Annotated in this window: 18 protein-coding genes; 13 read left to right on the top strand and 5 right to left on the bottom strand. The window is 43.0% G+C overall.

The features are described 5' to 3' along the window. The first annotated feature begins 10 nt into the window (after positions 1-10). The 6 genes from pyrD to rmf all read left to right on the top strand — a co-directional run bounded on the left by pyrD (position 11) and on the right by rmf (position 7,560). Positions 11-1,018, top strand: a complete 1,008-nt coding sequence (gene pyrD / locus ACXACM_RS13325) for a quinone-dependent dihydroorotate dehydrogenase (protein WP_474822303.1) — start codon at positions 11-13, stop codon at positions 1,016-1,018. Between the two features lie 54 nt (positions 1,019-1,072). Beyond that, entirely contained in the window at positions 1,073-3,172 is a 2,100-nt protein-coding gene (rlmKL, locus tag ACXACM_RS13320) for a bifunctional 23S rRNA (guanine(2069)-N(7))-methyltransferase RlmK/23S rRNA (guanine(2445)-N(2))-methyltransferase RlmL (RefSeq protein ID WP_474822302.1), read from the top strand. Beyond that, positions 3,169-3,402, top strand: a complete 234-nt coding sequence (locus ACXACM_RS13315; RefSeq protein ID WP_474822300.1) for a glutaredoxin family protein — start codon at positions 3,169-3,171, stop codon at positions 3,400-3,402. Before rlmKL ends, ACXACM_RS13315 begins: the two co-directional genes overlap by 4 nt. Next, entirely contained in the window at positions 3,399-5,324 is a 1,926-nt protein-coding gene (uup, locus tag ACXACM_RS13310; protein WP_474822298.1) for an ATP-binding cassette ATPase Uup, read from the top strand. The genes ACXACM_RS13315 and uup overlap by 4 nt, the downstream gene beginning before the upstream one ends. A 12-nt stretch (positions 5,325-5,336) precedes the next feature. Continuing rightward, positions 5,337-7,094, top strand: coding sequence for a DUF3466 family protein (locus tag ACXACM_RS13305; RefSeq protein WP_474822296.1), 1,758 nt, complete (start codon positions 5,337-5,339; stop codon positions 7,092-7,094). A 289-nt stretch (positions 7,095-7,383) separates the two neighbouring features. Next, complete coding sequence (gene rmf / locus ACXACM_RS13300) at positions 7,384-7,560, top strand: ribosome modulation factor (RefSeq protein WP_474822295.1); 177 nt, start codon at positions 7,384-7,386, stop codon at positions 7,558-7,560. A gap of 66 nt (positions 7,561-7,626) precedes the next feature. On the opposite strand, the gene fabA is transcribed toward rmf, so the two are convergent. Beyond that, positions 7,627-8,145, bottom strand: coding sequence for a bifunctional 3-hydroxydecanoyl-ACP dehydratase/trans-2-decenoyl-ACP isomerase (fabA, locus tag ACXACM_RS13295; protein ID WP_474822294.1), 519 nt, complete (start codon positions 8,143-8,145; stop codon positions 7,627-7,629). A 130-nt stretch (positions 8,146-8,275) separates the two neighbouring features. Here fabA and ACXACM_RS13290 point away from each other — a divergent pair, with 130 nt between their 5' ends. Further along, on the top strand, positions 8,276-8,536 hold the full coding sequence (locus ACXACM_RS13290) for a hypothetical protein (protein ID WP_474822293.1): 261 nt from the start codon (positions 8,276-8,278) through the stop codon (positions 8,534-8,536). Positions 8,537-8,582: 46 nt separating this feature from the next. Here ACXACM_RS13290 and ACXACM_RS13285 read toward each other — a convergent pair whose 3' ends face one another. Then, positions 8,583-9,857: a DASH family cryptochrome gene (locus ACXACM_RS13285; protein ID WP_474822292.1), complete on the bottom strand. Its 1,275-nt coding sequence runs from the start codon at positions 9,855-9,857 to the stop codon at positions 8,583-8,585. A gap of 93 nt (positions 9,858-9,950) precedes the next feature. On the opposite strand from ACXACM_RS13285, the gene ACXACM_RS13280 reads away from it, so the two are divergent. Further along, the gene (locus ACXACM_RS13280; protein WP_474822290.1) at positions 9,951-11,378 is read left to right on the top strand and encodes a cryptochrome/photolyase family protein; all 1,428 of its coding nucleotides are present in this window, start codon (positions 9,951-9,953) and stop codon (positions 11,376-11,378) included. 9 nt (positions 11,379-11,387) lie between these two features. Continuing rightward, entirely contained in the window at positions 11,388-11,519 is a 132-nt protein-coding gene (locus ACXACM_RS13275; RefSeq protein ID WP_474822289.1) for a DUF2256 domain-containing protein, read from the top strand. A gap of 54 nt (positions 11,520-11,573) precedes the next feature. On the opposite strand, the gene ACXACM_RS13270 is transcribed toward ACXACM_RS13275, so the two are convergent. After that, positions 11,574-11,927 (bottom strand): DUF4870 family protein, encoded by a 354-nt coding sequence (locus tag ACXACM_RS13270; protein ID WP_474822288.1) that lies wholly within the window; start codon positions 11,925-11,927, stop codon positions 11,574-11,576. A gap of 398 nt (positions 11,928-12,325) precedes the next feature. Here ACXACM_RS13270 and ACXACM_RS13265 point away from each other — a divergent pair, with 398 nt between their 5' ends. Then, positions 12,326-14,047, top strand: a complete 1,722-nt coding sequence (locus ACXACM_RS13265) for a sensor domain-containing protein (protein ID WP_474822287.1) — start codon at positions 12,326-12,328, stop codon at positions 14,045-14,047. 337 nt (positions 14,048-14,384) lie between these two features. Here ACXACM_RS13265 and ACXACM_RS13260 read toward each other — a convergent pair whose 3' ends face one another. Then, entirely contained in the window at positions 14,385-15,050 is a 666-nt protein-coding gene (locus ACXACM_RS13260) for a phytanoyl-CoA dioxygenase family protein (protein WP_474822285.1), read from the bottom strand. 161 nt (positions 15,051-15,211) lie between these two features. On the opposite strand from ACXACM_RS13260, the gene ACXACM_RS13255 reads away from it, so the two are divergent. The 3 genes from ACXACM_RS13255 to ACXACM_RS13245 all read left to right on the top strand — a co-directional run bounded on the left by ACXACM_RS13255 (position 15,212) and on the right by ACXACM_RS13245 (position 18,065). After that, complete coding sequence (locus tag ACXACM_RS13255; protein WP_474824348.1) at positions 15,212-16,270, top strand: tyrosine-type recombinase/integrase; 1,059 nt, start codon at positions 15,212-15,214, stop codon at positions 16,268-16,270. A gap of 117 nt (positions 16,271-16,387) precedes the next feature. Further along, a complete protein-coding gene (locus tag ACXACM_RS13250) occupies positions 16,388-16,741 on the top strand; it encodes a hypothetical protein (RefSeq protein ID WP_474822284.1) in 354 nt (117 codons plus the stop codon). Positions 16,742-16,793: 52 nt separating this feature from the next. Next, on the top strand, positions 16,794-18,065 hold the full coding sequence (locus ACXACM_RS13245; protein WP_474822282.1) for a DUF945 family protein: 1,272 nt from the start codon (positions 16,794-16,796) through the stop codon (positions 18,063-18,065). 68 nt (positions 18,066-18,133) lie between these two features. Here ACXACM_RS13245 and ACXACM_RS13240 read toward each other — a convergent pair whose 3' ends face one another. After that, complete coding sequence (locus ACXACM_RS13240; protein ID WP_474822281.1) at positions 18,134-21,115, bottom strand: carboxypeptidase regulatory-like domain-containing protein; 2,982 nt, start codon at positions 21,113-21,115, stop codon at positions 18,134-18,136. Positions 21,116-21,533: the final 418 nt, after the last annotated feature.

Here is a 21,533-nt window from a genome sequence, read left to right as displayed (position 1 = left end):
GAGACAAGCCATGCAATCCATTGCTCAAAAACTATTGCTAAAATGCGAACCTGAGAAAAGTCACAATTTTGCTATTAAGTGGCTACATCGCACCCAGCACACGCCATTAAAATGGCTGTACAGTCAATCTACAGTGCAAAAACCGGTAAAGGTCGCCGGGATTTCATTTCCCAATCCGGTAGGGCTTGCAGCAGGTCTGGACAAAAACGGTGAGTGTATAGACGCATTTGGCAGTATGGGTTTTGGTTTTGTTGAAGTCGGCACGGTAACACCGGTAGGACAGCCTGGAAACACTAAACCCAGAATATTTCGTCTGCCTGAAAAGCGAGCCATAATTAATCGAATGGGATTTAATAATTACGGTGTTGACCATCTTGTAAATCAAGTAAAGACATCGACGTTTTCTGGCCCTGTTGGTATCAATATCGGGAAAAATAAGGACACGCCAGAGGAAAAGGCGCTTGACGATTATCTGTTATGCTTAAACAAGGTGTATCCTTACGCCAGTTACATCACGGTAAATATTTCTTCCCCAAACACGCCAGGGTTACGAAACCTACAGTACGGGGAAGCACTGGATAAGTTATTAGCCGGGCTTAAGCAGGCTCAAGACAGCTTATGTCAAACACATGGAAAATACGTTCCGTTGTTTATTAAAATAGCGCCCGATCTCAGTGACTCTGAAATTGATAGTATCGCCCGTTCTCTGGTGAATGCTAAAATGGATGGCGTCATTGCGACAAATACAACGTTGAGCCGGGATGCGGTTAAAGGGTTACCTCATAGCGAGGAAGCCGGCGGCTTAAGCGGTGATGTGCTAACTGAGATGAGCCTGGAAGTCACTCGAAAACTCGCCAGTTCTTTGGATAGGGCCATGCCAATTATCGGTGTAGGCGGTATTCACGATGCACAAACTGCCAAAGATAGACTGGCAGCAGGTGCCTCGTTAATTCAGGTGTACTCCGCTTTTATTTATCAGGGGCCCGATTTAGTTCGCTCAATAGCAGAAGCGCTGTAATCCTGCCTACCATTTTTTTATGCAATACGACATGTGCTGCATTTGTAGAGATCTATGAATCGAATAATTGTGACTACCAGCCGAGGGTTGGACGAACTACTTAAAACTGAAGTAGAAACACTTTGTGAAGGCGCTCAGTGCAGAACGTCTCCTGGCACTGTATATTTTGATGGCACTTTAGAACAAGCTTATACTTTGTGTCTCTGGTCCAGGCTAGCAAATCGCGTCATTTGGGTATTGGCAGAAGGCAGGTGTGATTCAGCAGAAGCACTTTATGACACGGCTATGTCTGTAGACTGGCCATTGCACATGAAAGCCAGCCACACATTATCTGTACAATTTTCTGGTACAAATCGGGCAATTAAAAACACACAATTTGGTGCTGTTAGAATTAAAGATGCCATTGTTGACCAATTCCTGGAAGAGCAAAATCAGCGCCCGTCAGTTGAAAAGCGTCTCGCCGATGTTCCAGTGTGGGCTCGTTGTCACCGTGATCAGGTTACCATCGGTCTTGATATGTCTGGAAATAGTCTTCATCAACGGGCTTATCGCACCCAAACCGGTGAAGCACCGCTTAAAGAGCATGTGGCCTGTGCAATGTTAATGCGCTCTGGTTGGGTTGATGATCAGAAAAAACCACTTTATGACCTATTCTGTGGTTCTGGTACGCTGGCCATTGAAGCAGCATACATCGCTAGAAATATCGCACCGGGTATAAAGCGCAGCTACTGGGGTTTTACCCGTTGGCTTCAACACAATACCGCGTTGTGGGAATCAATGCAGGATGCTGCTCTGCAAGGACAGCAGCCTAGTGAATCCACTATAGTTGCTTCGGATATTGACCGTAAACTCATTGCAGTTGCGAAGAAAAACGCAGATCAGGCCGGCGTGTTTAACGATATCGAATTTAAAGTAGAAGACGCCGTCAATGGGACTCCGGAAAATATCGACCCGGGCTTTCTCGTATTTAACCCACCATACGGTGAAAGGTTAGGAGAGCTAACCGATCTAATTCCCCTGTTTTCACAGTTAGGGAAACACCTTAAGCAGCACTGGGGCGGTTGGCGTGTATCCTTACTCAGCAGTAATCGAGACTTACTCAGAGTTATGAAATTGCGTTCATCTAAAGAGTATGCCATGAACAATGGTAAGCTTGAATGTCGCCTTGTGAATTACATACTCGATGAAGAGAATCTTAAGCAATATGGCGGTGACGGTGACAACCATGAGTTTGCCAATCGACTGCGTAAAAATCTTAAAAAAACCAAAAGCTGGTTAAAGAAACAGGACACTAACTGTTACCGGATTTACGATGGCGATCTACCAGACTACAACGTAGCAGTAGATGTTTATGATGATTGGCTGGTTGTGCAAGAATATGCGCCACCCAAAACCGTGTCAGAAGAAAAAGCCAAACGGCGCTTGCAGGAAGTGTTATTACACTTGCCAGCGGTAACAGGTGTTGATCCAAAGAAAATTGTGCTTAAAGTCCGCAGTCAACAAAAAGGGCGCAACCAATATGAGAAAATGGCGCAAAAAGGTGAACGACTCACCGTTTATGAAAATGGCGCACAATTATTAGTGAACCTGACTGACTATCTTGATACCGGTTTATTTTTGGATCACAGGGTCACTCGACAACAGGTTGCACAATTATCTGCTGATAAAGATGTTTTGAATTTATTTTCATATACAGGGAGTGTTTCGGTTCACGCCGCACTTGGTGGCGCTCGGTCAGTAACAACAGTCGATATGTCGAAAACCTATCTCGACTGGGCTAAAGATAATATGCATTTGAACAAAGTAAAATGCGCCACGTCCTTCATTCAAGCAGATTGCACAACCTGGTTAAAAACACACCCTGGCAAATATGATGTCATTTTTATCGACCCACCTTCATTTTCAAATTCAAAACGCATGCAAGATACCTTCGACGTGCAACGTGACCACGTGGCGTTGTTATCAGATGCGCTAAAATGCCTGAACAGAAATGGAACGGTTATATTTTCGAATAATCGTCGAGGCTTTAGGTTAGATGCAGAAGCCTTGGAACAAGCTGGTTATAGTCATATTGATGATATTTCGAAGCGTACCATTCCAGAGGATTTTGCCCGCCACAGTAATATTCACAAGTGCTGGGTACTCACTCGATGAAACTGGCATTTTATACCGGGCCAGAGTGCCACTTATGTGAGTCAGCCGAGCAGGTGCTGGCCCAAACAAATGACGCTGCGGGTTTGGCAATTACAAAATTTAACATCCGTGAAGACGCAAATCTGTATCATCTTTATGCAGTTCGCATTCCGGTCATTAAACGACTAGATACTGGCGAAGAACTTGGCTGGCCGTTTGATGTTGAACAGGCAAATAAATTTTTATCATGAGTGTTATTCAGTTAAAAAACATTACGGTTATTTATGGTAGTCCGCCACTATTGGACGGCGTGGATCTTGTGGTTCAACCTAAAGAGCGGGTGTGTCTTGTGGGCCGCAATGGCAGTGGAAAATCAACCTTAATGAAAGTCGTCGCAGGGGATATTATCGCCGATGACGGTCAGCGTATTATCGATGGCAAAACCGTTGTCGCACGACTAGAGCAAGACCCTCCTCAAACGGTAGATATTTCCTTATTTGATTACGTAGCCGAAGGTCTTGCTGATGTTGGCGATATTCTCAAACAGTATTTCCATCAAACTCGTTTGGTAGCCGATGACCCCAGTGAAGCTAACCTTTACAAGCTCCAGAGCCTTCAGGAAGCGTTGGACACCCGTGATGCCTGGCATTTCGAACAACAAATTGAGCAAACACTGACAATGCTCAAGCTTGAGCCAAATATGTCATTGTCTACTTTATCAGGCGGTTGGCGTCGCAAGGCAGCTCTTGCTCGAGCGCTGGTTCGACAACCGGATCTTTTATTACTCGACGAACCTACCAACCACCTTGATATTGAAATGATACGTTGGCTGGAACAGAGCTTAAAAGGCTTCCAGGGAGCGATTGTTTTTATCAGTCACGACCGTGCATTTATTCGTAATATGGCAACGAGGATCGTTGACTTAGATCGAGGCACCCTCACGAGTTACCCTGGCAACTACCCAACATACCTGGAAAAAAAACAGCAGGATCTTGAAATTGAAGCTGCACAGAATGCAGAGTTTGACAAAAAACTTGCCCAGGAAGAGGTGTGGATAAGGCAAGGAATCAAAGCCCGCCGAACTCGGAATGAAGGTAGGGTCAGAGCGCTCAAAAAACTTCGTGAGACTCGTCGTGCCCGCCGCGAAACCCAAGGCAACGCAGTTGTAGCACAGCATGCTTCGGCACGCTCGGGTAAAATGGTATTTGAAGTTAACGATATAAGTTATGGTTTTGAGAACAAGCCGATTGTACATCACCTTAACCTCAATGTGCTGCGAGGAGACAAACTCGCGCTTATAGGGCCGAATGGGTGTGGAAAATCCACGCTTATAAAACTGTTGTTAGGGGAAATATCTCCACAGTCGGGTTCGGTGCGCCAAGGTGTAAATCTCGATGTCGCCTATTTTGACCAGCATCGTCAGGGGTTAGATTTAGAAAAAACCGTTATCGATACTGTTGGCGATGGAAAACGGGACCTCGTTGTTAATGGAAATCCCCGTCACGTTATCAGTTATTTACAAGATTATTTGTTCACACCAGAGCGGGTAAATGCGCCCGTTAAATCGCTGTCAGGTGGAGAAAAAAATCGCCTGATGCTGGCGAAGCTTATGCTGAAACCCAGTAATGTTTTGGTACTCGATGAGCCAACAAATGACCTGGATGTGGAAACCCTTGAAATGCTCGAAACCTTGCTCAATGACTACGAAGGTACTGTGTTGTTAGTGAGCCACGATAGAGAATTTGTCGATAATGTTGCAAACAGCTGCCTGGTTTTCGAAGGTAACGGTTCTTTGAAAGAGTTTATAGGTGGCTTTTCGGACGTGGAAAGCTGGTACAAAGAACACGGCCAGGCAAATAAAAGTCAGCAAAATGTAAAAGATGAAACTAAACAAATTTCTGAGAGTCCTAAGGCAAAGCCTTCAGTCCAGAAAGCGAAAAAGTTATCATATAAAGATCAACGGGAACTGGATACACTGCCAGCAGAAATTGAAAGCCTTGAAGAAAAACTCGAGAGCATGCAGGAAGTGGTAAATGACCCTGACTTTTTCAAAAAACAAGCCGATGAAACAGCAAAAACTCTTGCTGAACTCGCGGAAATAGAAGACACGCTATCCCAGAAATATGCGCGCTGGGATGAATTGGAAAGCATGCTGGAAGAAACTCAGCAGTAAATAGGATAATAAATGAAATTAACACAGCTTGCCGCTGCAATGGCTTTGACCAGTGCGTCTATCAGTGCCACAGCCGCTACCTATTCAGTTACGCCACTACCAGTTACCGATATCAGTATCAATAACTTTGCCCAGTCTATTGATGATAGTGGTTATATGTTAACGATGACTTCTTCTGAGTTTAATCCTCCCGTTGATGTAGATTTCCTTGAAGAATCTGGCTTTATTGATGTCTTCGCGACATCATTTGAAAGTGAAGAAGATGTTCGACAGGGAATATTTTCGGACGCTGACTACACAACAATTGTAAATGGCCTACTGTCTCATAGCGGTACTTCATTTAATGCCTACGCTTATCAGCATTTGGCAATTTATCGTTCTTACCTGACAGATACTACAGAAGCTGAACTCGTTCCAGGGCTTGACGAATATTCAGAAACCTTCGACGACTATGCACAAGAAGTTGTGACGTTTGCCAGAGACAGCTTGAATGGTGACTTTATCGTAGGTACTACCGAAGGTGCTTATTACAATCTTGATTACGAGGACGAAGAGGGCAATGAACTGACCTTCGTGTTAAACGATTTGGAAGAATCCGCCTTCATAAGCGCCAATGGTGTGACTAAACTACTGCCCGGCGAAGACGACACTCTTGGTGGTTTAAGTCAGGCGTTTGCCATTAACAGCAATTTACAGGTAGTAGGGAATAGTGCTATCGATTTTGTCGACAGTATTGATACTGCAATTGAAAACTGTGAAGACGATGAAACCCGAGGTGATTTACCACTTGAATATTGCTATCGCAACATCCAAGTGGATGCGACATCAGATACCGTAAGCTACGGCTTTCGGATTCCGGAAATTGGTGATCGCGCCACACCTGGTGCCTATGTCAGAGCTACAATCTGGCAATTGGATGCTGATGGCGACGTCATTTCAACAGATACTTATCCACTTGTATTTGAGCCAGATCCAGATGATGAAGCGGCTTATTGGTCTCTAGCCAGAGATATTAATGACCAAGGTATCGCGGTTGGTGCATCCTCAATTGATGAGATTATTTCGATAAACCGCCCAACGGGGTTTGTTTTCGAACGCCGTAATGTGGCGGTGAGTTATTCAGAAGGTGAAACCACCGAAATGCTGCCAAGAGATGAGAACATCATTTCTGAAGCCGTAGCCATTAATAACGATAACTGGGTTACAGGCTACGTATTGCGGGCGCCAAACGATACAGCGAGGAACCGAATTTTTGTACACAGTCTGGACACCGGTGAAACCATATATCCTTCAGGGTTCTTCATCAACGCAGGTGCAGAAGGTAAAGCGATTAACAATAATGACATTGTAGTGGGTTCATCAGAGTTTGACCCAACTGTAGATACTAACCGCGAAACCCATGGTTTTATGTATACCATCGGCGACGATGAAATTGTTGACCTAAATGATCTACTGCCGTGTGACAGTGAATACACAATTGTTGATGCTATTGATATTAATGACAATAATGAAATTATTGCTAACGCCCGTTTTCGCACACCAACTCGCTATGTAACCGGTGAAGAGGTCATCAATAGCGAAGGTGAAACCATTATTGATGATACGATTATCGCAGTTAAGCTATCTCCAGTTGCCAATGGTGTGATTGAGGAATGTGAGATTCCTGATGATCAAATCGACGACGTTGCTTATGAGAGAAAAGGTGCCTCAGTTTCTCCTTGGTGGCTGATGTTACTGGGTGGGCTTGTGCCATTCAGACGCCGAAAATAGTTATATATATTGTTAAAAAACCGCTATATAGCGGTTTTTTTGTGCATATATGTTGACGTTTTAAAATTCGTCATATTTATGCAAAAAAATTGTAATAATAAATAAAACTTAATTTCAGCAGCTTACTAATTGTCAATAGGGATTGGCAATAAAATGTATTGAACCATAAGGCATTGTGCACTATCTATTATATTGTGCTTGATGATTGTGAAGGCTCCATCGACCGAAATGATAATGGAGAGCCGAACCAAACATTAGTGGCACATTAACCACAATATGAGGCTTATCAATGAAACGACAAAAAAGAGATAAATTGACGCGTGCACACGCAAAAGGGTATCAAGCTGGTATCAGCGGTCGTTCTAAAGAGAACTGTCCTTTCCAGGCTAACGATGCCAAGTCACAATGGCTAGGAGGTTGGAGAGAGGCTGTTGAAGACAGACAACTAGGATTTAACGTGCGTTGAGGTTCTCTTTAAAGTGTAAGCAAGCCCCGAATTCGGGGCTTTTTTATGTACACTGGCTTCAAAATATTAAAACTTAGACGTATCTTGAAAAAGTCCTACTTTTAAATCTTTTGCGGTATAAATCACCCGACCATCAACTTCAACTTGTCCGTCAGCCAGCCCCATGAATAATTTGCGTTTCACGACTCGTTTCATGGTAATCCGGTAAGTGACTTTTTTCGCCGTTGGCAAAATTTGACCGGTAAATTTTACTTCTCCTACCCCCAGAGCACGCCCTTTACCAGGGCCATCACACCAGCCCAGGAAAAAGCCTACTAATTGCCACATGGCATCTAAGCCGAGACATCCAGGCATTACTGGGTCTCCAGGGAAGTGGCAATCAAAAAACCAGAGATCTGGTGAAATATCTAATTCGGCGATAATCTCGCCTTTTCCGTGTTCACCACCTTCTTCAGTGATTTGTGTGATTCTATCCATCATTAACATATTTGGAGCAGGTAACTGGCTGTTTCCTGGGCCAAACATCTCTCCACGACTACAAGCTAATAAATCATCGCGGCTAAAACTGTGTTGCTTATCGGACATGCGATCCCTTTGTTGTTAGTTTTCAACTTGCTAATTTAGCGAACACTTGTACGCTAAACAACTCTGAACAGTCATTTATTGATAAAATATCCATGCTAAACTATTAACATCACAGAGAAATGACAATGTTATGACCGACAAAATCAAAGCCAAACGCAATGCCAATGCCGAAAAACAAAAGCGCTTCCGCGAAAGACAAAAAGCAGCGGGCAAAAAAATGGTGCGGGGTTACGTAAGTCCTGAGGCCATGAAGTGCTACAAGGAAATTTGTGAAAAAACAGGGTGGAATGACAGTGATGTGCTGTCGAATTCGTTACGCATAACCTATGCCGCTTACAAATGTGGACAAATTCGTCTTTTAAATCAATGGCTAAAAGATCACAACCACTGAATATTCAATCAAGTTGATAAGAGTATATTAAAACCACATAAACGCCTTACAACCAACGCTTAATAAACTCATGCTCAGGGTCATACATGCGCGTTTGTTTGTCGAGGTCGAAGCGCCGATGGCCCCGTGGATCATGCCCAACGCCGGCTAAATAGAGCCAGTTTCCCCAATTGCTTCCAACGTCGTAATCAATGAGGTAATGTTCAAACCAGGCTGCGCCATATTGCCAATTTTGTGCAAGCTCATGCACAAGGCAACTCGCAACTAATTGTCGACCCCGATTTGACATATAACCCGTTTCCTTTAATTGCCTCATACATGCATCGACAATGGGGTAGCCGGTTTCTCCTTGTTGCCATTGGTGGAGTTTTTGTTCTGAAAAAGAACTGGAAGGTGAGGTTCCGCGAATGCCTGCTTTGTGAAACCATTGCCAGTGATAGTTTCGCTGACTCCATGCAAAAAACTCCCGCCAAAGCAATTCAAAATACACCCAATAGGTTGAAGAGTTTTTCACATACTCAGTTTCAAATTGTAAAATCTGTTGATATATCCAACGCCCGGACAAGCAGCCATTGGCGAGCCAGGGAGAAAACTTTGTACTTGAATTGAAATCATCCAGTGCATTTCGTGTTTCTTTGTAAGTTGACACACTCTGAGTATTGAAAAAATAATCGCGCACGCGTGCTTTCCCAGCTCTTTCTCCACCGCTAAACTGCATTTTGGAATTTACTCCGTTGGCGGGCGAGGCACCTGTAGTCGCAAACGACACTGGCATAGGCGGGAAAGAGTAAACCTCATCTTCCGGAAGATTAGGCACGATAGATTTCTCTACCTCTTTTCGAAATGCGGTAAATTGCTCAGGCATTTCAGAAACGGCAAAGGGAAGGGCGCTCTCATCAAAAAGCGTATTAGCATCTCGTTCGATGAACGTCACATAGTCAAGAGCTTTTCTAACCGCATCCAGTTCTCGGCGTTCATACAACCCCTGGTGAGTATGAACGCCAATATGTGTGATACCGTGAGACCTGGCAATTTCGGGGAGCATAGTTTCAGGCTTTGCGCGAACCCGCACAACATACTGCCCTTTTTCTTCCAATTGATTTTGTAAATCGGATAAAGATTCGTCAATGAACTGCTGTCGAAAAAGACCTAAGCGGTTGACGCCGTATTTAGTTTCGTTTTTGAGGCGTGGATCATCGAAGTACATTAACACCAACTCACTGACCTCGTGACAAAGTGCACTTAGCGCAGGCATATCTGTTAGCCGTAAATCGCTTCTAAACCAAAAAATCCCACGTTTTATTGACGGCTGTGTATACATTAAAAAACCTTAATTTTTAACTAGAAGCAACCAGTTTTGAATAAACTACGTATTACACTGATAATTCGTTTTATTAAGAAAAAGGATGCAATTGTGACGGTACCCGTCAGTTTAGTCTGGTTTAGACAAGATCTGCGCGTAAAAGACAACCCAGCACTTAACGCCGCTTGCGACAGAGGGAAGATAGTTCCCATTTACATTCATGACTCCTCGCTGCCAGAAAACAGACACCCAGGTAGTGTAACTAAATGGTGGCTTCATCATTCATTAAACTCTCTTAATGAAAGATTAAATGGTCACCTTCAAGTTTATGCAGGAGACCCGGAAAGCGTCATCACGTCACTGATGAAGCAGCACAATATCGATGCTATATTTTGGAACCGTTGTTATGAACCCTGGCATGTAAAACGGGATAAACAAATAAAGAAAACAGTGAAAGAAAACGGCAACGATGCTCATAGCTACAATGGAAGTTTATTGTGGGAACCCTGGGATATTGCCAATAAATCCGGTGATCCGTACAAAGTATTTACCCCGTTTTATCGCAAAGGTTGCTTACAGGCAGCGCCACCTCGCTATCCAAAAGCGCCGCCAGCCAGGATCACATACGGAGATGCGCTGTCCGGTGATGTTGACATTGATAGCTTAGTATTGCTGCCGAAAATAAAATGGGATGAAGGCATCGCCGACACCTGGACGCCCGGAGAAGATGGCGCTGCAGACCGCCTGGCGGATTTCATTGACGAGGCCGCATCGAACTATAAAACCCAAAGAGATTTCCCCGCAGTACGGGGTACGTCCATGTTGTCTGCACATCTTCACTTTGGAGAAATGTCACCTAACCAAGTTTGGTACGCCATTAAAGACAAGTTTGGAGACAACGAAAATAAAGACATTGATACCTTTTTAAGTGAATTAGGCTGGCGCGAATTTGCTCATCATCTGATTTATCACTATCCGGATTTTCCCGAAAAGAACTTTAACGCCAAGTTCGACCATTTTTCATGGCGAAAAAGCGACAACGATTTACAAGCCTGGCAACGCGGCAAAACCGGCATCCCCATTGTTGATGCGGGCATGCGAGAACTCTGGCATACTGGCTACATGCATAATAGAGTGAGAATGATTGTCGGATCCTTTTTGGTTAAGAATCTACTCATCGATTGGCGAGAAGGCGAAGCCTGGTTTTGGGATTGCCTGGCTGACGCAGACGGTGCAAATAATAGTGCCGGCTGGCAATGGGTCGCTGGCTCCGGCGCAGACGCCGCGCCGTATTTCCGGGTATTCAATCCGGTCCTGCAAGGCGAGAAGTTTGATAAGCAAGGCGAATATGTGAGGACATGGTGTCCAGAACTTAAAGGCTTACCAAATAAATTTATTCATAAACCCTGGGAAGCAGACAAAGGTACTCTCCATAATGCAAATATTACTTTGGGTAAAGAATATCCAGAACCGCTTGTAGATCTGAAAGCATCACGAGAACGTGCGTTAAACGCATTTAATGATATAAAAGGGAAGTAGGGCACTGCGATGAAAAAATCTAACCTGCCTGAAAAAATCTGCCTCGTATGCGAACGACCATTCAAATGGCGGAAAAAATGGGAGAGAGACTGGCACAACGTCAAGTACTGTTCAAAACGCTGTGCCGGGGATCGGAAATAAAAAACGCGCCAAACAAGGTGGCGCGCTTTAACGTTTCTTGACCCTAAAAAGCAATTAGAACATCCAGGAACCTGGATCCGGGTGTGCCTCATTTGCTTCCAAAGCTTTCATGCCTTTAACGCAACGAATGATTAGCCATACTACCCAAAACAGTAGGATGAACCAGCCGATAAGGACAAGAGACAGCAATGAGCCTACAAACATGAATAAAAAGCCAATCCAAAAGGTTCTTATTTGGAAACGATAATGACTTTGTAGCCATTCAGGGGCATCCGACTTATTAATATAAGCCATTACCACGCCTACAATACCTGTGATACCAAACACGATACCTACGAGATACAGTATATAAATTACTTTTGCAGTGGACGTTGACACTGGTGTAGTTGTCGCCGGCGCTTCGTTCATCTTATTCTCCTTGAGATGATTTAGTTTTTGTTAATGTTATTTGCGTAAATCCGGCCGCACAGAAGATGCTAAGCATTGAAGGCTGTTTCTAAAAAGCGCTGTTCCTTCAGAACGCATTATTTAACCGCTGTTATTTCAAACAAGTCAAAACAACGATGAAATAGTGCAATTTTTATCTCCTAAAAGCAATCTCAGGGAGCCAAAAAAACATGAAAAAATATAAGTTTAAAGGATACTAATACATTATAAGGTGTGAAATTTCATTTCTAACAGCGATCCTTAACGTCTTCAAAAATTTCGCGGGTTATGACAAAGAACTGTTTGCAACTACAGCATAAGTTAACTATGTTCAAAAAATAAAAAGTTTGGCAACAAGGACTGCAGTCAGCCAGAACAATATGAAACCATCAGATCCATATCAACTTGCTCGTCAATTGTCCGAAGATTCAAGCTTTATGCGGATGGTACTCGATCAGTTGCCAAACCAGGTGTTCTGGAAAGACAGAAACCTCACCTACATAGGCTGCAATAAAGCATTTGCTAATGTAGTTGGCCTTAAAGATCCTTCAGAAGTAACCGGTAAAACTGATTTTGACTTTAATCGAGACCCGGCAATGACAGAGCTTTATCGCGCAGATGATAGTGCTGTTATGGTAACGGGTACACCAATCTATAATCGCGTAGAAGCTTATGATACAGCAGATGGAAGAAAGGGAAGTGTCAGCACAAGCAAAGTACCAATAAAGAACGAAAACGGTGATGTTGTCGGCATATTAGGAGTTTGTGTAGATATAACTGTAGAGGAGCAAACCAAAGTCGAGCTCAATTATCTAGCGCATCACGATTCATTAACAAGTTTGGCTAATCGCGCACTGTTTAAAGAAATTGCCAGGAAAAGTATTGTTAACGCTAATAGATATAATAAAAATATCGCCATCTTGTTTATCGATCTAGACAGATTTAAGCATGTAAATGACAGCTTTGGGCACGCTACCGGTGATGAGCTTCTTGTTAAAGTGGCAAACAAGCTGAACTCAACACTGAGACAAGAGGATGTTATAGCAAGGTTGGGCGGCGATGAATTCGTTTTGTTGATAAATGATGTTGATGAAACTGCGAGTGTGGCCAGAATAGCAGAAAAAATCATGCAAACTCTGAAGTCACCCATTACGCTAGCAGGTCACGAAGTTACCATTGGTGCCAGCGTGGGCATAAGTTTGTATCCAGATGACGGCCAAGAAATAGATGAGTTGCTCAAGCATGCTGATACTGCGATGTATCAAGCTAAAAGGAGAGGGCGCAATAATTTCCAGTTTTATTCACCATCCCTGACTGAGGAATCGTTAAAAAAATTACTTCTCGAAAACGACTTGCGCAATGCTATAAAAAATAATGAATTGCGGCTGCATTACCAGCCACAGGTAACAATTAATGACGGAAAAATTGAAAGTTGTGAAGCGTTAATCAGGTGGCAGCACGCTAAGTACGGACTTCTTTTACCATCAGAATTCATTCCTTTAGCCGGGGAAACAGGTTTAATTGTAGACATTGGCCAATGGGTTTTAAATACCGCATGTAACGATATGCAGTACATGCTAAATTCTGACGCGTCGATTTTACGGGTTGCCGTGAATGTGGCAGCTATTCAGTTAAAACGTGGTAACTTGGTTGAGGATGTGCAAATGGCACTTGAATCAAGTGGACTTAATCCTGCGCATTTAGAATTGGAAATTACAGAAGATTTCATCATGCAGGAAGCACAAAGCGCCATTGAGACGCTCAATAATTTACGAGAATTAGGCGTCGTACTTTCTATTGATGATTTCGGCACTGGCTACTCGTCACTAAATTACCTGAAACATCTTCCCATCGATAAATTAAAAATCGATAAATCTTTCATCCAGGACATTCCGCATGAGCCGGATGACATGGCCATCACAAAAGCTATCATAGCTATGGGTAGCAGTTTACATATCAATGTTATTGCTGAGGGCGTAGAAACTAAAGCCCAAGCACATTTCCTTTCCAAGGAGGGTTGTGACCACGCCCAAGGTTTCTTGTACAGCAAGCCAGTCTCATTAAAAACACTGCTCAGAATAGTTCAACTTGAACAAAAATAGATATCACTTAAGAAGTTACAGTCTTCGCAATATATCTCAAGAAACTGCATTAGGATTTAACCGCAAACTCATAACGGAGTCTTGTGTATGCTAACGCAGTGACGAGCAATCGATATTCGTGACTAAGGACAATAGAGTCGTCACAAGTCTTCACACGTAAATATCTGGAATAAATCGCACCCATATTGTCATTATAGTTAATTTCGCATAATGTATATTATGTTAAATTAGATATGAAAATGTATTTATAGAACAATGGGCTTGTGTAATTACTCTCTCGAGTTCTCAAAATTAAACTAAAATTCCGGACTACTCGCTACCTTTAGATGGTTTTCATTTAAACCCACTCAATATCGCCTGGCAACTGATAGCTACTGTATTCCATATGCAAGACTCGGCGTGAAGATGGAGTCTCGGCTTTGCTCGAGGCATGAATCAACAATGGATGCATCAGCATAGCATCACCACTTTTCAGCTCACAGGCTACTTGGTTCTGTTTTTTGATCGTTGACGTTAAGTCACTTTGCGATTGCACACCGAGAAAATGACTTTTGGGTATGACTCTTAGACAACCGTTGTTTTTGTCTGAGTCGTCAATGTGGAGTCTAACCGTTATCATTTTATCGAATACATCACTGGGCGGTTGTGCATGAAGTATCCCGTTTTTTTCACTACAATTTGTCCAAGTCGAACACTGTATTTTGTCAGTTACCGCCGTTGTCTTGTCCTGATGCCACGAAACTAACCAGTTTTTATCAGCTGTCTTATTGAAATAAATAGCTCTTAAAAGCGAAGGTGTCCCGCCAATATATTTCTTTACCAGTGTTAGCATTTTTTCTGACTGAGTAAACTGTTCGATAACCTCTGATATTGCCTCTACGTTTCTTAAACTTCCGCTATTATTACTATGGGCTGTAACTTTCGACAATGCACTGGCTATAGATTCGATTTCTTCCTTTGTCGCAAAGTTATTGATTATTTGAAAACCATTTTCAGTAAACATGTTTACCGCCCGTAGTTAAAATATATTTCCTTTATAACTTTTACTGTATGTTTACACAGTACTTGTTTTGCTGTATTTTTCATTTACAAATGCGCTTAATTTCACGCATGATAATTACAGTTATCATGCGTGAAATCAATAAGATAGACAGTTACCAGCTCATGAAAAACACCGCATCTTTAACCATTACAACTCAGCTTAACGAAAGCGAAAATCTCGTTAACAGATATTTTAAAGATATTTTCACCAGGTTACCCAAAAATACCCAGCGCGCTTATATTAGTGACTTTAACGAGTTTGCTCTTTTCTGCAAGCAATACGGCTACCCAGGATTCACACCGTCTTTTGACAGCAATGAGCAGTGTATAAAATCCTACGTAGAAGTATTATGTCAAAGCCCCCTTGCCTACAGAACCATAAAGCGACGGCTTAGTGCTCTCAGCAAATTTCTAAAGATTGCTCAATTTCCCAATCCTATTGTGCAAAGTAGCTATCTAAAGGATTTCGTAAGGCTCTCATTGATTGAAAATCAAAAGCTTCAATACAGTCATCATCAGGCGCAGCCTCTTACGTTGGATTTGCTTGAGGCCATTAATGAGCGGGTTATTCCAGATACCTTATTGGAAATGCGAGATCTGGCTATCATCAATCTTATGTTTGACGCTTTACTTAGAGCTGATGAAGTTGTTCGAGTTTGTCTGGAACACATTCATCGGCGTAATAATGCACTTTTCGTGTTGACGTCAAAATCTGACCAAACGGGCAAGGGAGATTATCGTTTTATTTCCTCTAGTACCATATCGATGATTGACGAATATATTGCTGAGTCAAATACCATTCCTGAAACAAGGGCCGATAGAGATAAAGCAGACCCCAGGCGATTGAACAGTGGCATATTGTTTCGTCGAATAGCAAACCGAGGCCATGCACTTTTGCCCTATAATGAAGATGCCATTGGCAGCCAAATGAGTGTTCTCAATTATTCAAGTATTTATAGAATATGGCAGCGTATTTGTTTGCGTGCAGATATCTCTCAAAAGCTTACTCCCCATAGCGGCCGTGTTGGCGGCGCAGTTTCGCTAGCCGAAGACGGTGCCAGTTTACCAGAATTGCAATTAGCGGGCGGATGGCGTTCGCCTGATATGCCTGGACACTACAGCCGCCAGGCTCAAATTGGTAGAGGCGGTATGGCGAAACTCGCCAAACGCCACAAAAGATAGTCTCAATGTTCACCTTTTAGTTACGCGTAACGGAAAACTGTTTAATCCGCCCTATTATTGACAGTCTTCTGGCTTAACCGCATTATATCGCCCCTTCAAATTACTAACGAATGACTGATGATTAAACGTTTCTTACTAGCTTCTTCGCTGATATTGCTTGCCTGTACTCCAGAAAATAATATGGCAGGATTAGACCGGGTTTATGTAAAGCCTGTATCTCTGGATTGTGTTGCGGATGCAGTCACCTCGCTACCCTTTGTTTCAGGTTTTTCATCTCAAAGCGATGTGTTTATTTTTGAGATGGAGGGATACAGAACCAGAATGCTAAACAAAGCCATCGATATGAAATTGTCAGGCTACGCCATGACGATTGATGGCATGCATAAGGGAGATGAACCCAATGCTTTCTATAAAAAAGTTAAGGCGATGGAAACGCAGCTGTTTGAAACTGTAACACATTCGTGCTATTGAAGATTCGGGTAACTTGTAGTCACCCCACTTTTTAAACGACCAAGGAATTAATATGAAAAAAGGGATCCTAATCGCAGTAGGTGTTATTGCCGTCGCCGCTGGAGGGATGTGGTATACGCAAAAAGCTTATGATGATGCAATAACAAATAGCCTGGCAAAAAACGCAGAAGTATATAATGAAGTGGGAATTGCTGTTACAAGAACTGCCCTATCCTCTTCCTTTACAGCGGTTCAAGACCGCTTCCAGTTTACGGTTTCAGACACATTTTTCAAAACCCTTGGCGTACCTGATTACAGTGGCCAAACGTTTTCCGTTTATATTGATAACGACTGTAGCGTGTATCCGTTTTATATGAGCTGCAACAATACAGTCGATATATCTGAATTAGAGATTCCCGCAGAAATTAAAGAAGCGTTCAAAGATTACACTTACAGAGCTGGCTGGACACTAAGCCCACTTACCAACTCGATTAAGAGCTCATTTAGTTCCGATGCATTTATCATTCAAAGTGATGAAGGCAACGTGGATGTTAAAAGTATGGCGCTTACTTCAGTAAGCGATCTTGCTATAGAAGATATGACATTAGATTTTGCGTGGGGCGGATTGTCTGTCGTGTCAGAAGAGGCTGAAGTTGACATTGGCGAAATCAGCATGACTGGAGATATGACGTATTTATCAGGTATGACGTACTTGGGTGAAACAGCAGTAGAACTCAATTCCATTACTATTGATTCTGCTACTAGCGAGTCATTCGCAGCAAAAGACATACAAATAAAAACAGTCACCAGTGAGTATGAAGAAGGCAAGTTTGATGTTAACTACATCGTGTCGTCTCCCACCGTTAAATTAACGGGTGGCCAAATGCCCATTGACGTATCAAATATGGTTGCTGATATCCGTTTGTATGGTTTGTCAGAAAAAGCACTTACCATGATGAATTCATTGCAAACTACGAATGACGATCAGGTAGAAATGATGATGGAGTTACTGGATGAAGTTGGAAGCAACTCACCAGGCTTAGCCATAAACGACATCAGCCTTAACTACAATGCAGTGCCTATCAAATTGGATGGCGATATGTCGTTTTCCAGTTTTACATCACAAGACATTGAATCAGGTGAAATAGCAGCAAAAGCCAACGCAGAACTGTCTGCATATATTGGCAAAGACGTAGAGACAGCCCTGCCCCAATTCGCGCCTTTATTAGAACAATATATGCAAGCTGGCTTTATTGTAAAAGATGAAGAACTGAACTATGTGTCGGAGATCAGAGTTAAAGACCGCACCCTCTCCGCCAACGGCAATACAATACAACAATTTTAAGATTTAATTATCGCCATAAAAAAACCGCCAATTTGAAAATTGGCGGTTTTTTATTGTCTAAAAATAACTTAGAACTGCATGATCAGAGACAACTGTAATCGTCTTGGATTGTAGTAATTACGAGGCTCACCGAAGCTATCAGCGGTCACGTATGGGTTGTAGTTATAACCGGTTTGCTTATCAAACACGTTAAACAAGTCCGCACGGAACTTAACTGTGTAATCGCTTATCACCCAGTCTTGGGTGTAGTTCAAATCAAGCTGCCAGTGGCTCGCGCCTCGTCTGCTACCCGCTGGTTCGGCAAAACGACTGGTACTGGAAGAATATCCATACAGAGAACCATCCCAGGCGTTCCATGCTTCGCCTGATTGGAAGATGAAGTAAGCACCAATGTTGGCTTCCCAATCTGTCGTGTAGTAACCAAATACCTTCACTTTATGGGGCTTATCAGCTGCCAATTTACCGTAACGGAAATCCCATGGCATACGACCACGTCCATCACCATAGAATGAAGAACCGATAAAGTTGTTGGCATCATTGGTTGCTGTGGTGTTGTCCTGGTCGAAGTTACCATAGTAGTGACTCCATGTGTAAGACGCGTTCAGGTATGTACGCTCACCGAACCACTCAAGCTCTGAGCTCCATTCCCAGTACTTAGTCTGTCCACCGTCAACCTCTGCAATTACGTAAGATGAACCGCCAACTTCAGCGCGCAACTCATCTAAGTTATCGATGTACAAGCCTTTCGCTGCAATGTCCGCAGGTACTGAGCCACCTTCGTAATCACCATACAAGCGCGCACCATTGGGCATATCTTCCCAGAAGTGGCTCCCGTAACGGAAACGAACATGTGAACGAAGCATCAAGCTGTTACTCAGTGCCCGTGTTGTACCCAAAGTGTATTCATCGATACGGCGCGGACGCATATTATCGGCGAAGAACTTACCTGATGAACCTGGTTTCGCCCCTGAAGCCAGATAATTTCCATCTTCATCAAATTGAACCTCTATAGCCGCTCGTGAGTTCCTGTCCCAGCTTGCGGCACGGGCTAACGATGTAGCGTTAGGGTTGTAACTGGCATAGTTAGCAAACACTGTGCTTTCATCATCGTATTCCCACGTCACACCCAAGCGAGGCTGGATCATGTCTTTCCAGTCGGTAGAATACATTTCATACTTGTGACCCGGCGCACTTTCGTAGCCAGATACGTTGCTGCTGTTCTCACGTAACCCTTGTCCGTAAAGGGTATCTTTTGAAATCAGAACACCGATATTGTAGGTGAAGTCACCGTGTTCAATGGTGTCGTTTATTTCAAAGTTTATGGTTTCTGAAGATGACACAATTGACGGTGTTTCTGCGCCATCAACGCTCAAACTCATTTGCTGAACGTCTGCTACGTAATAAGCGCCTGGGAATTCGTCGCTCACTCCGCCAACGTAACTTATCACCCCCCAACCATTTGAGAGTCTGGCTAAATCTTCTGAGATTTCCTCCCACTTTGCAGCAACGTGGATGGTGTGATACATATCACCAATCGCTTTCTCTGTGTCAAAAGCAAGCTCGAAACTTTCACGTTCAAACGATTGTCTGTTGTACGTTGAATAGGCACCTACACCACCGCCGCCAGCAGGTTGGCCATCGTCACCAATATAACCATATTCATTGATAAGGGGCAAAGCACCGGTGTTGAACTGAATATCTTCGTCAGTAAGATCGCCGTCACGTAATCCCGGTACATTAAAATAACCCATCTCGTCTAAGCGAGTGACATCAAGGCTTCCACCAATTGAAGGCGTCACGCTAAGTTCAACATCTGGCGTGTCGATAAAGTCTTCTTCGTACTTGCCGTATTTAAACGACAGGCTTGATTCATCTAGTAACCAGGAACCATCAACAGAGTAAATACTAAGATTAGATTCAGACCCCACTGACACTGAATCCGCTTCAAATGCGCCAATTGAAGCACCTGATACCGTACGCTCAGAATCACGTATGCTGGCATTGAGTAAAATATCGTCAGTAGGTGCCCAGGTTAATTTACCGAAATATTCGTTTCTTTCGCTGTCGTAATCTTTGGTTGGTCCATAAGCTGTTTCTTTGCTGCTTCCGTCTACTTCCGGGCGATAGAAAGAACCGTAGAAGAAAAGTTCATCTTCAATAAGAGGGCCACTTACCGAGGCTATGATCCAGCTTTGATCAGTATCTTGAATCACACCACTTTTCGGTGTGGCAGAAAAAGATGAAGGCTGGATACGATACTCCAAGCTACCGTGAAATTCGTTTGTACCTGATTTGGATACTGAGTTAACGGCAAAACCACCAGAACGGTTAAAACCAATGGCTTTCGCGCCACCGCGATCAACCGAAACACTAGCTATATCATGGGTAGATGGTTCAGAAGAAAGGTTACCGAACATAGGCATAGACAAATCTACACCATCAAAACCGTAACTGTTGTCAGCCCCAGATCCACCCGCTGATGGTCCGAGAGTACCGTTCTCAGAATATTCCACACCAGGTAAAATTTTCAGCATATCCCGATAGGTTTGTCCCACTGGCAAGGATTGAATCACTTCTGCGCCAAAGGAATTTGTTAACGAAGAATCGCCTGTGGTAACAAATGGGCTGCCGGTAATAGTAATCACTTCCGTATTGTCTGGCGAATAGACAAAATTAATAGAAGAAGCTTGTTCCAGGAGCACACGGGTTTCAAATTCTTTGGTTTGACCATTGGGTAGTTTAAATGAAACTGTATATTCACCCGGCAAAAGAAACGGCATTGTGAAGGTTCCGTCTTCTCTGGTGGTCGCTGAACGTGGCTTAGGCATAACTGAACTGGATGCTGTTACTTCAATGCCAGCTACACTGGTTGTTGAATCACCCGCTTCAACCTGCCCTCTGATACTTCCCGTTTGTTGTTGCGCCATAGCTGGAGTTGAAAGCACAGCGGTTGCTAAACAAAGCGGGGCGATTACATTTATGGGTTTCCAAGACTGACGAATTTGCTTGCTCAAATAGCGTGCAGCAAAACGTGCTTTTTCCTTCTTCATAGTGTCACCTGTTGTTGTGTTCTATTTTTATCTGCAATGTTACGTTTTTATTATGTTTGAACATTTAACCGCCAGTAGCGGCCTTCGTCAAGAATAGTTTGTTCTTCAGGAATTCTTTATTTGTAATATTTTATATTTACCGGGTGATGTATTTGTTATTTTAAATTGTGATGAACGCAGCAGTGAAGACAAGCTGAATCATTGACGCAGTAGTGTTTGTAACGTTTATTTACGGGAATAAATATGGGCAAAAATAGAGCGACTGCTTATTTTATCTATAGCCGGGAGTTATAGAGTTTGGAATGAAAGGAATGATTGAATATCTAAGGCACAAAGTTTAGATTTTTTATTCAACAATCTGATATCAAATTGAATTAAACATAACTGCCAGCCATAAACTATTTTCATGTTTCTTCCG

It is taken from the genome of Alteromonas sp. AWQ4_252 (genome assembly GCF_056158205.1).
The sequence above is the reverse complement of the archived record's forward strand: the minus strand, read 5'-3'. Positions and strand labels throughout refer to the sequence as shown.

Coding starts and splice junctions, on each gene's coding strand:
- fabA (WP_474822294.1), bottom strand. CDS start 8,145: ATGTCCGATAAGCAACACAGTTTTAGCCGCGATGATTTATTAGCTTGT.
- ACXACM_RS13245 (WP_474822282.1), top strand. CDS start 16,794: ATGAAAAAAGGGATCCTAATCGCAGTAGGTGTTATTGCCGTCGCCGCT.
- ACXACM_RS13240 (WP_474822281.1), bottom strand. CDS start 21,115: ATGAAGAAGGAAAAAGCACGTTTTGCTGCACGCTATTTGAGCAAGCAA.
- ACXACM_RS13270 (WP_474822288.1), bottom strand. CDS start 11,927: ATGAACGAAGCGCCGGCGACAACTACACCAGTGTCAACGTCCACTGCA.
- ACXACM_RS13315 (WP_474822300.1), top strand. CDS start 3,169: ATGAAACTGGCATTTTATACCGGGCCAGAGTGCCACTTATGTGAGTCA.
- ACXACM_RS13290 (WP_474822293.1), top strand. CDS start 8,276: ATGACCGACAAAATCAAAGCCAAACGCAATGCCAATGCCGAAAAACAA.
- rlmKL (WP_474822302.1), top strand. CDS start 1,073: ATGAATCGAATAATTGTGACTACCAGCCGAGGGTTGGACGAACTACTT.
- pyrD (WP_474822303.1), top strand. CDS start 11: ATGCAATCCATTGCTCAAAAACTATTGCTAAAATGCGAACCTGAGAAA.
- ACXACM_RS13250 (WP_474822284.1), top strand. CDS start 16,388: ATGATTAAACGTTTCTTACTAGCTTCTTCGCTGATATTGCTTGCCTGT.
- ACXACM_RS13255 (WP_474824348.1), top strand. CDS start 15,212: ATGAAAAACACCGCATCTTTAACCATTACAACTCAGCTTAACGAAAGC.
- uup (WP_474822298.1), top strand. CDS start 3,399: ATGAGTGTTATTCAGTTAAAAAACATTACGGTTATTTATGGTAGTCCG.
- ACXACM_RS13275 (WP_474822289.1), top strand. CDS start 11,388: ATGAAAAAATCTAACCTGCCTGAAAAAATCTGCCTCGTATGCGAACGA.
- ACXACM_RS13265 (WP_474822287.1), top strand. CDS start 12,326: ATGAAACCATCAGATCCATATCAACTTGCTCGTCAATTGTCCGAAGAT.
- ACXACM_RS13305 (WP_474822296.1), top strand. CDS start 5,337: ATGAAATTAACACAGCTTGCCGCTGCAATGGCTTTGACCAGTGCGTCT.
- rmf (WP_474822295.1), top strand. CDS start 7,384: ATGAAACGACAAAAAAGAGATAAATTGACGCGTGCACACGCAAAAGGG.
- ACXACM_RS13260 (WP_474822285.1), bottom strand. CDS start 15,050: ATGTTTACTGAAAATGGTTTTCAAATAATCAATAACTTTGCGACAAAG.
- ACXACM_RS13285 (WP_474822292.1), bottom strand. CDS start 9,857: ATGTATACACAGCCGTCAATAAAACGTGGGATTTTTTGGTTTAGAAGC.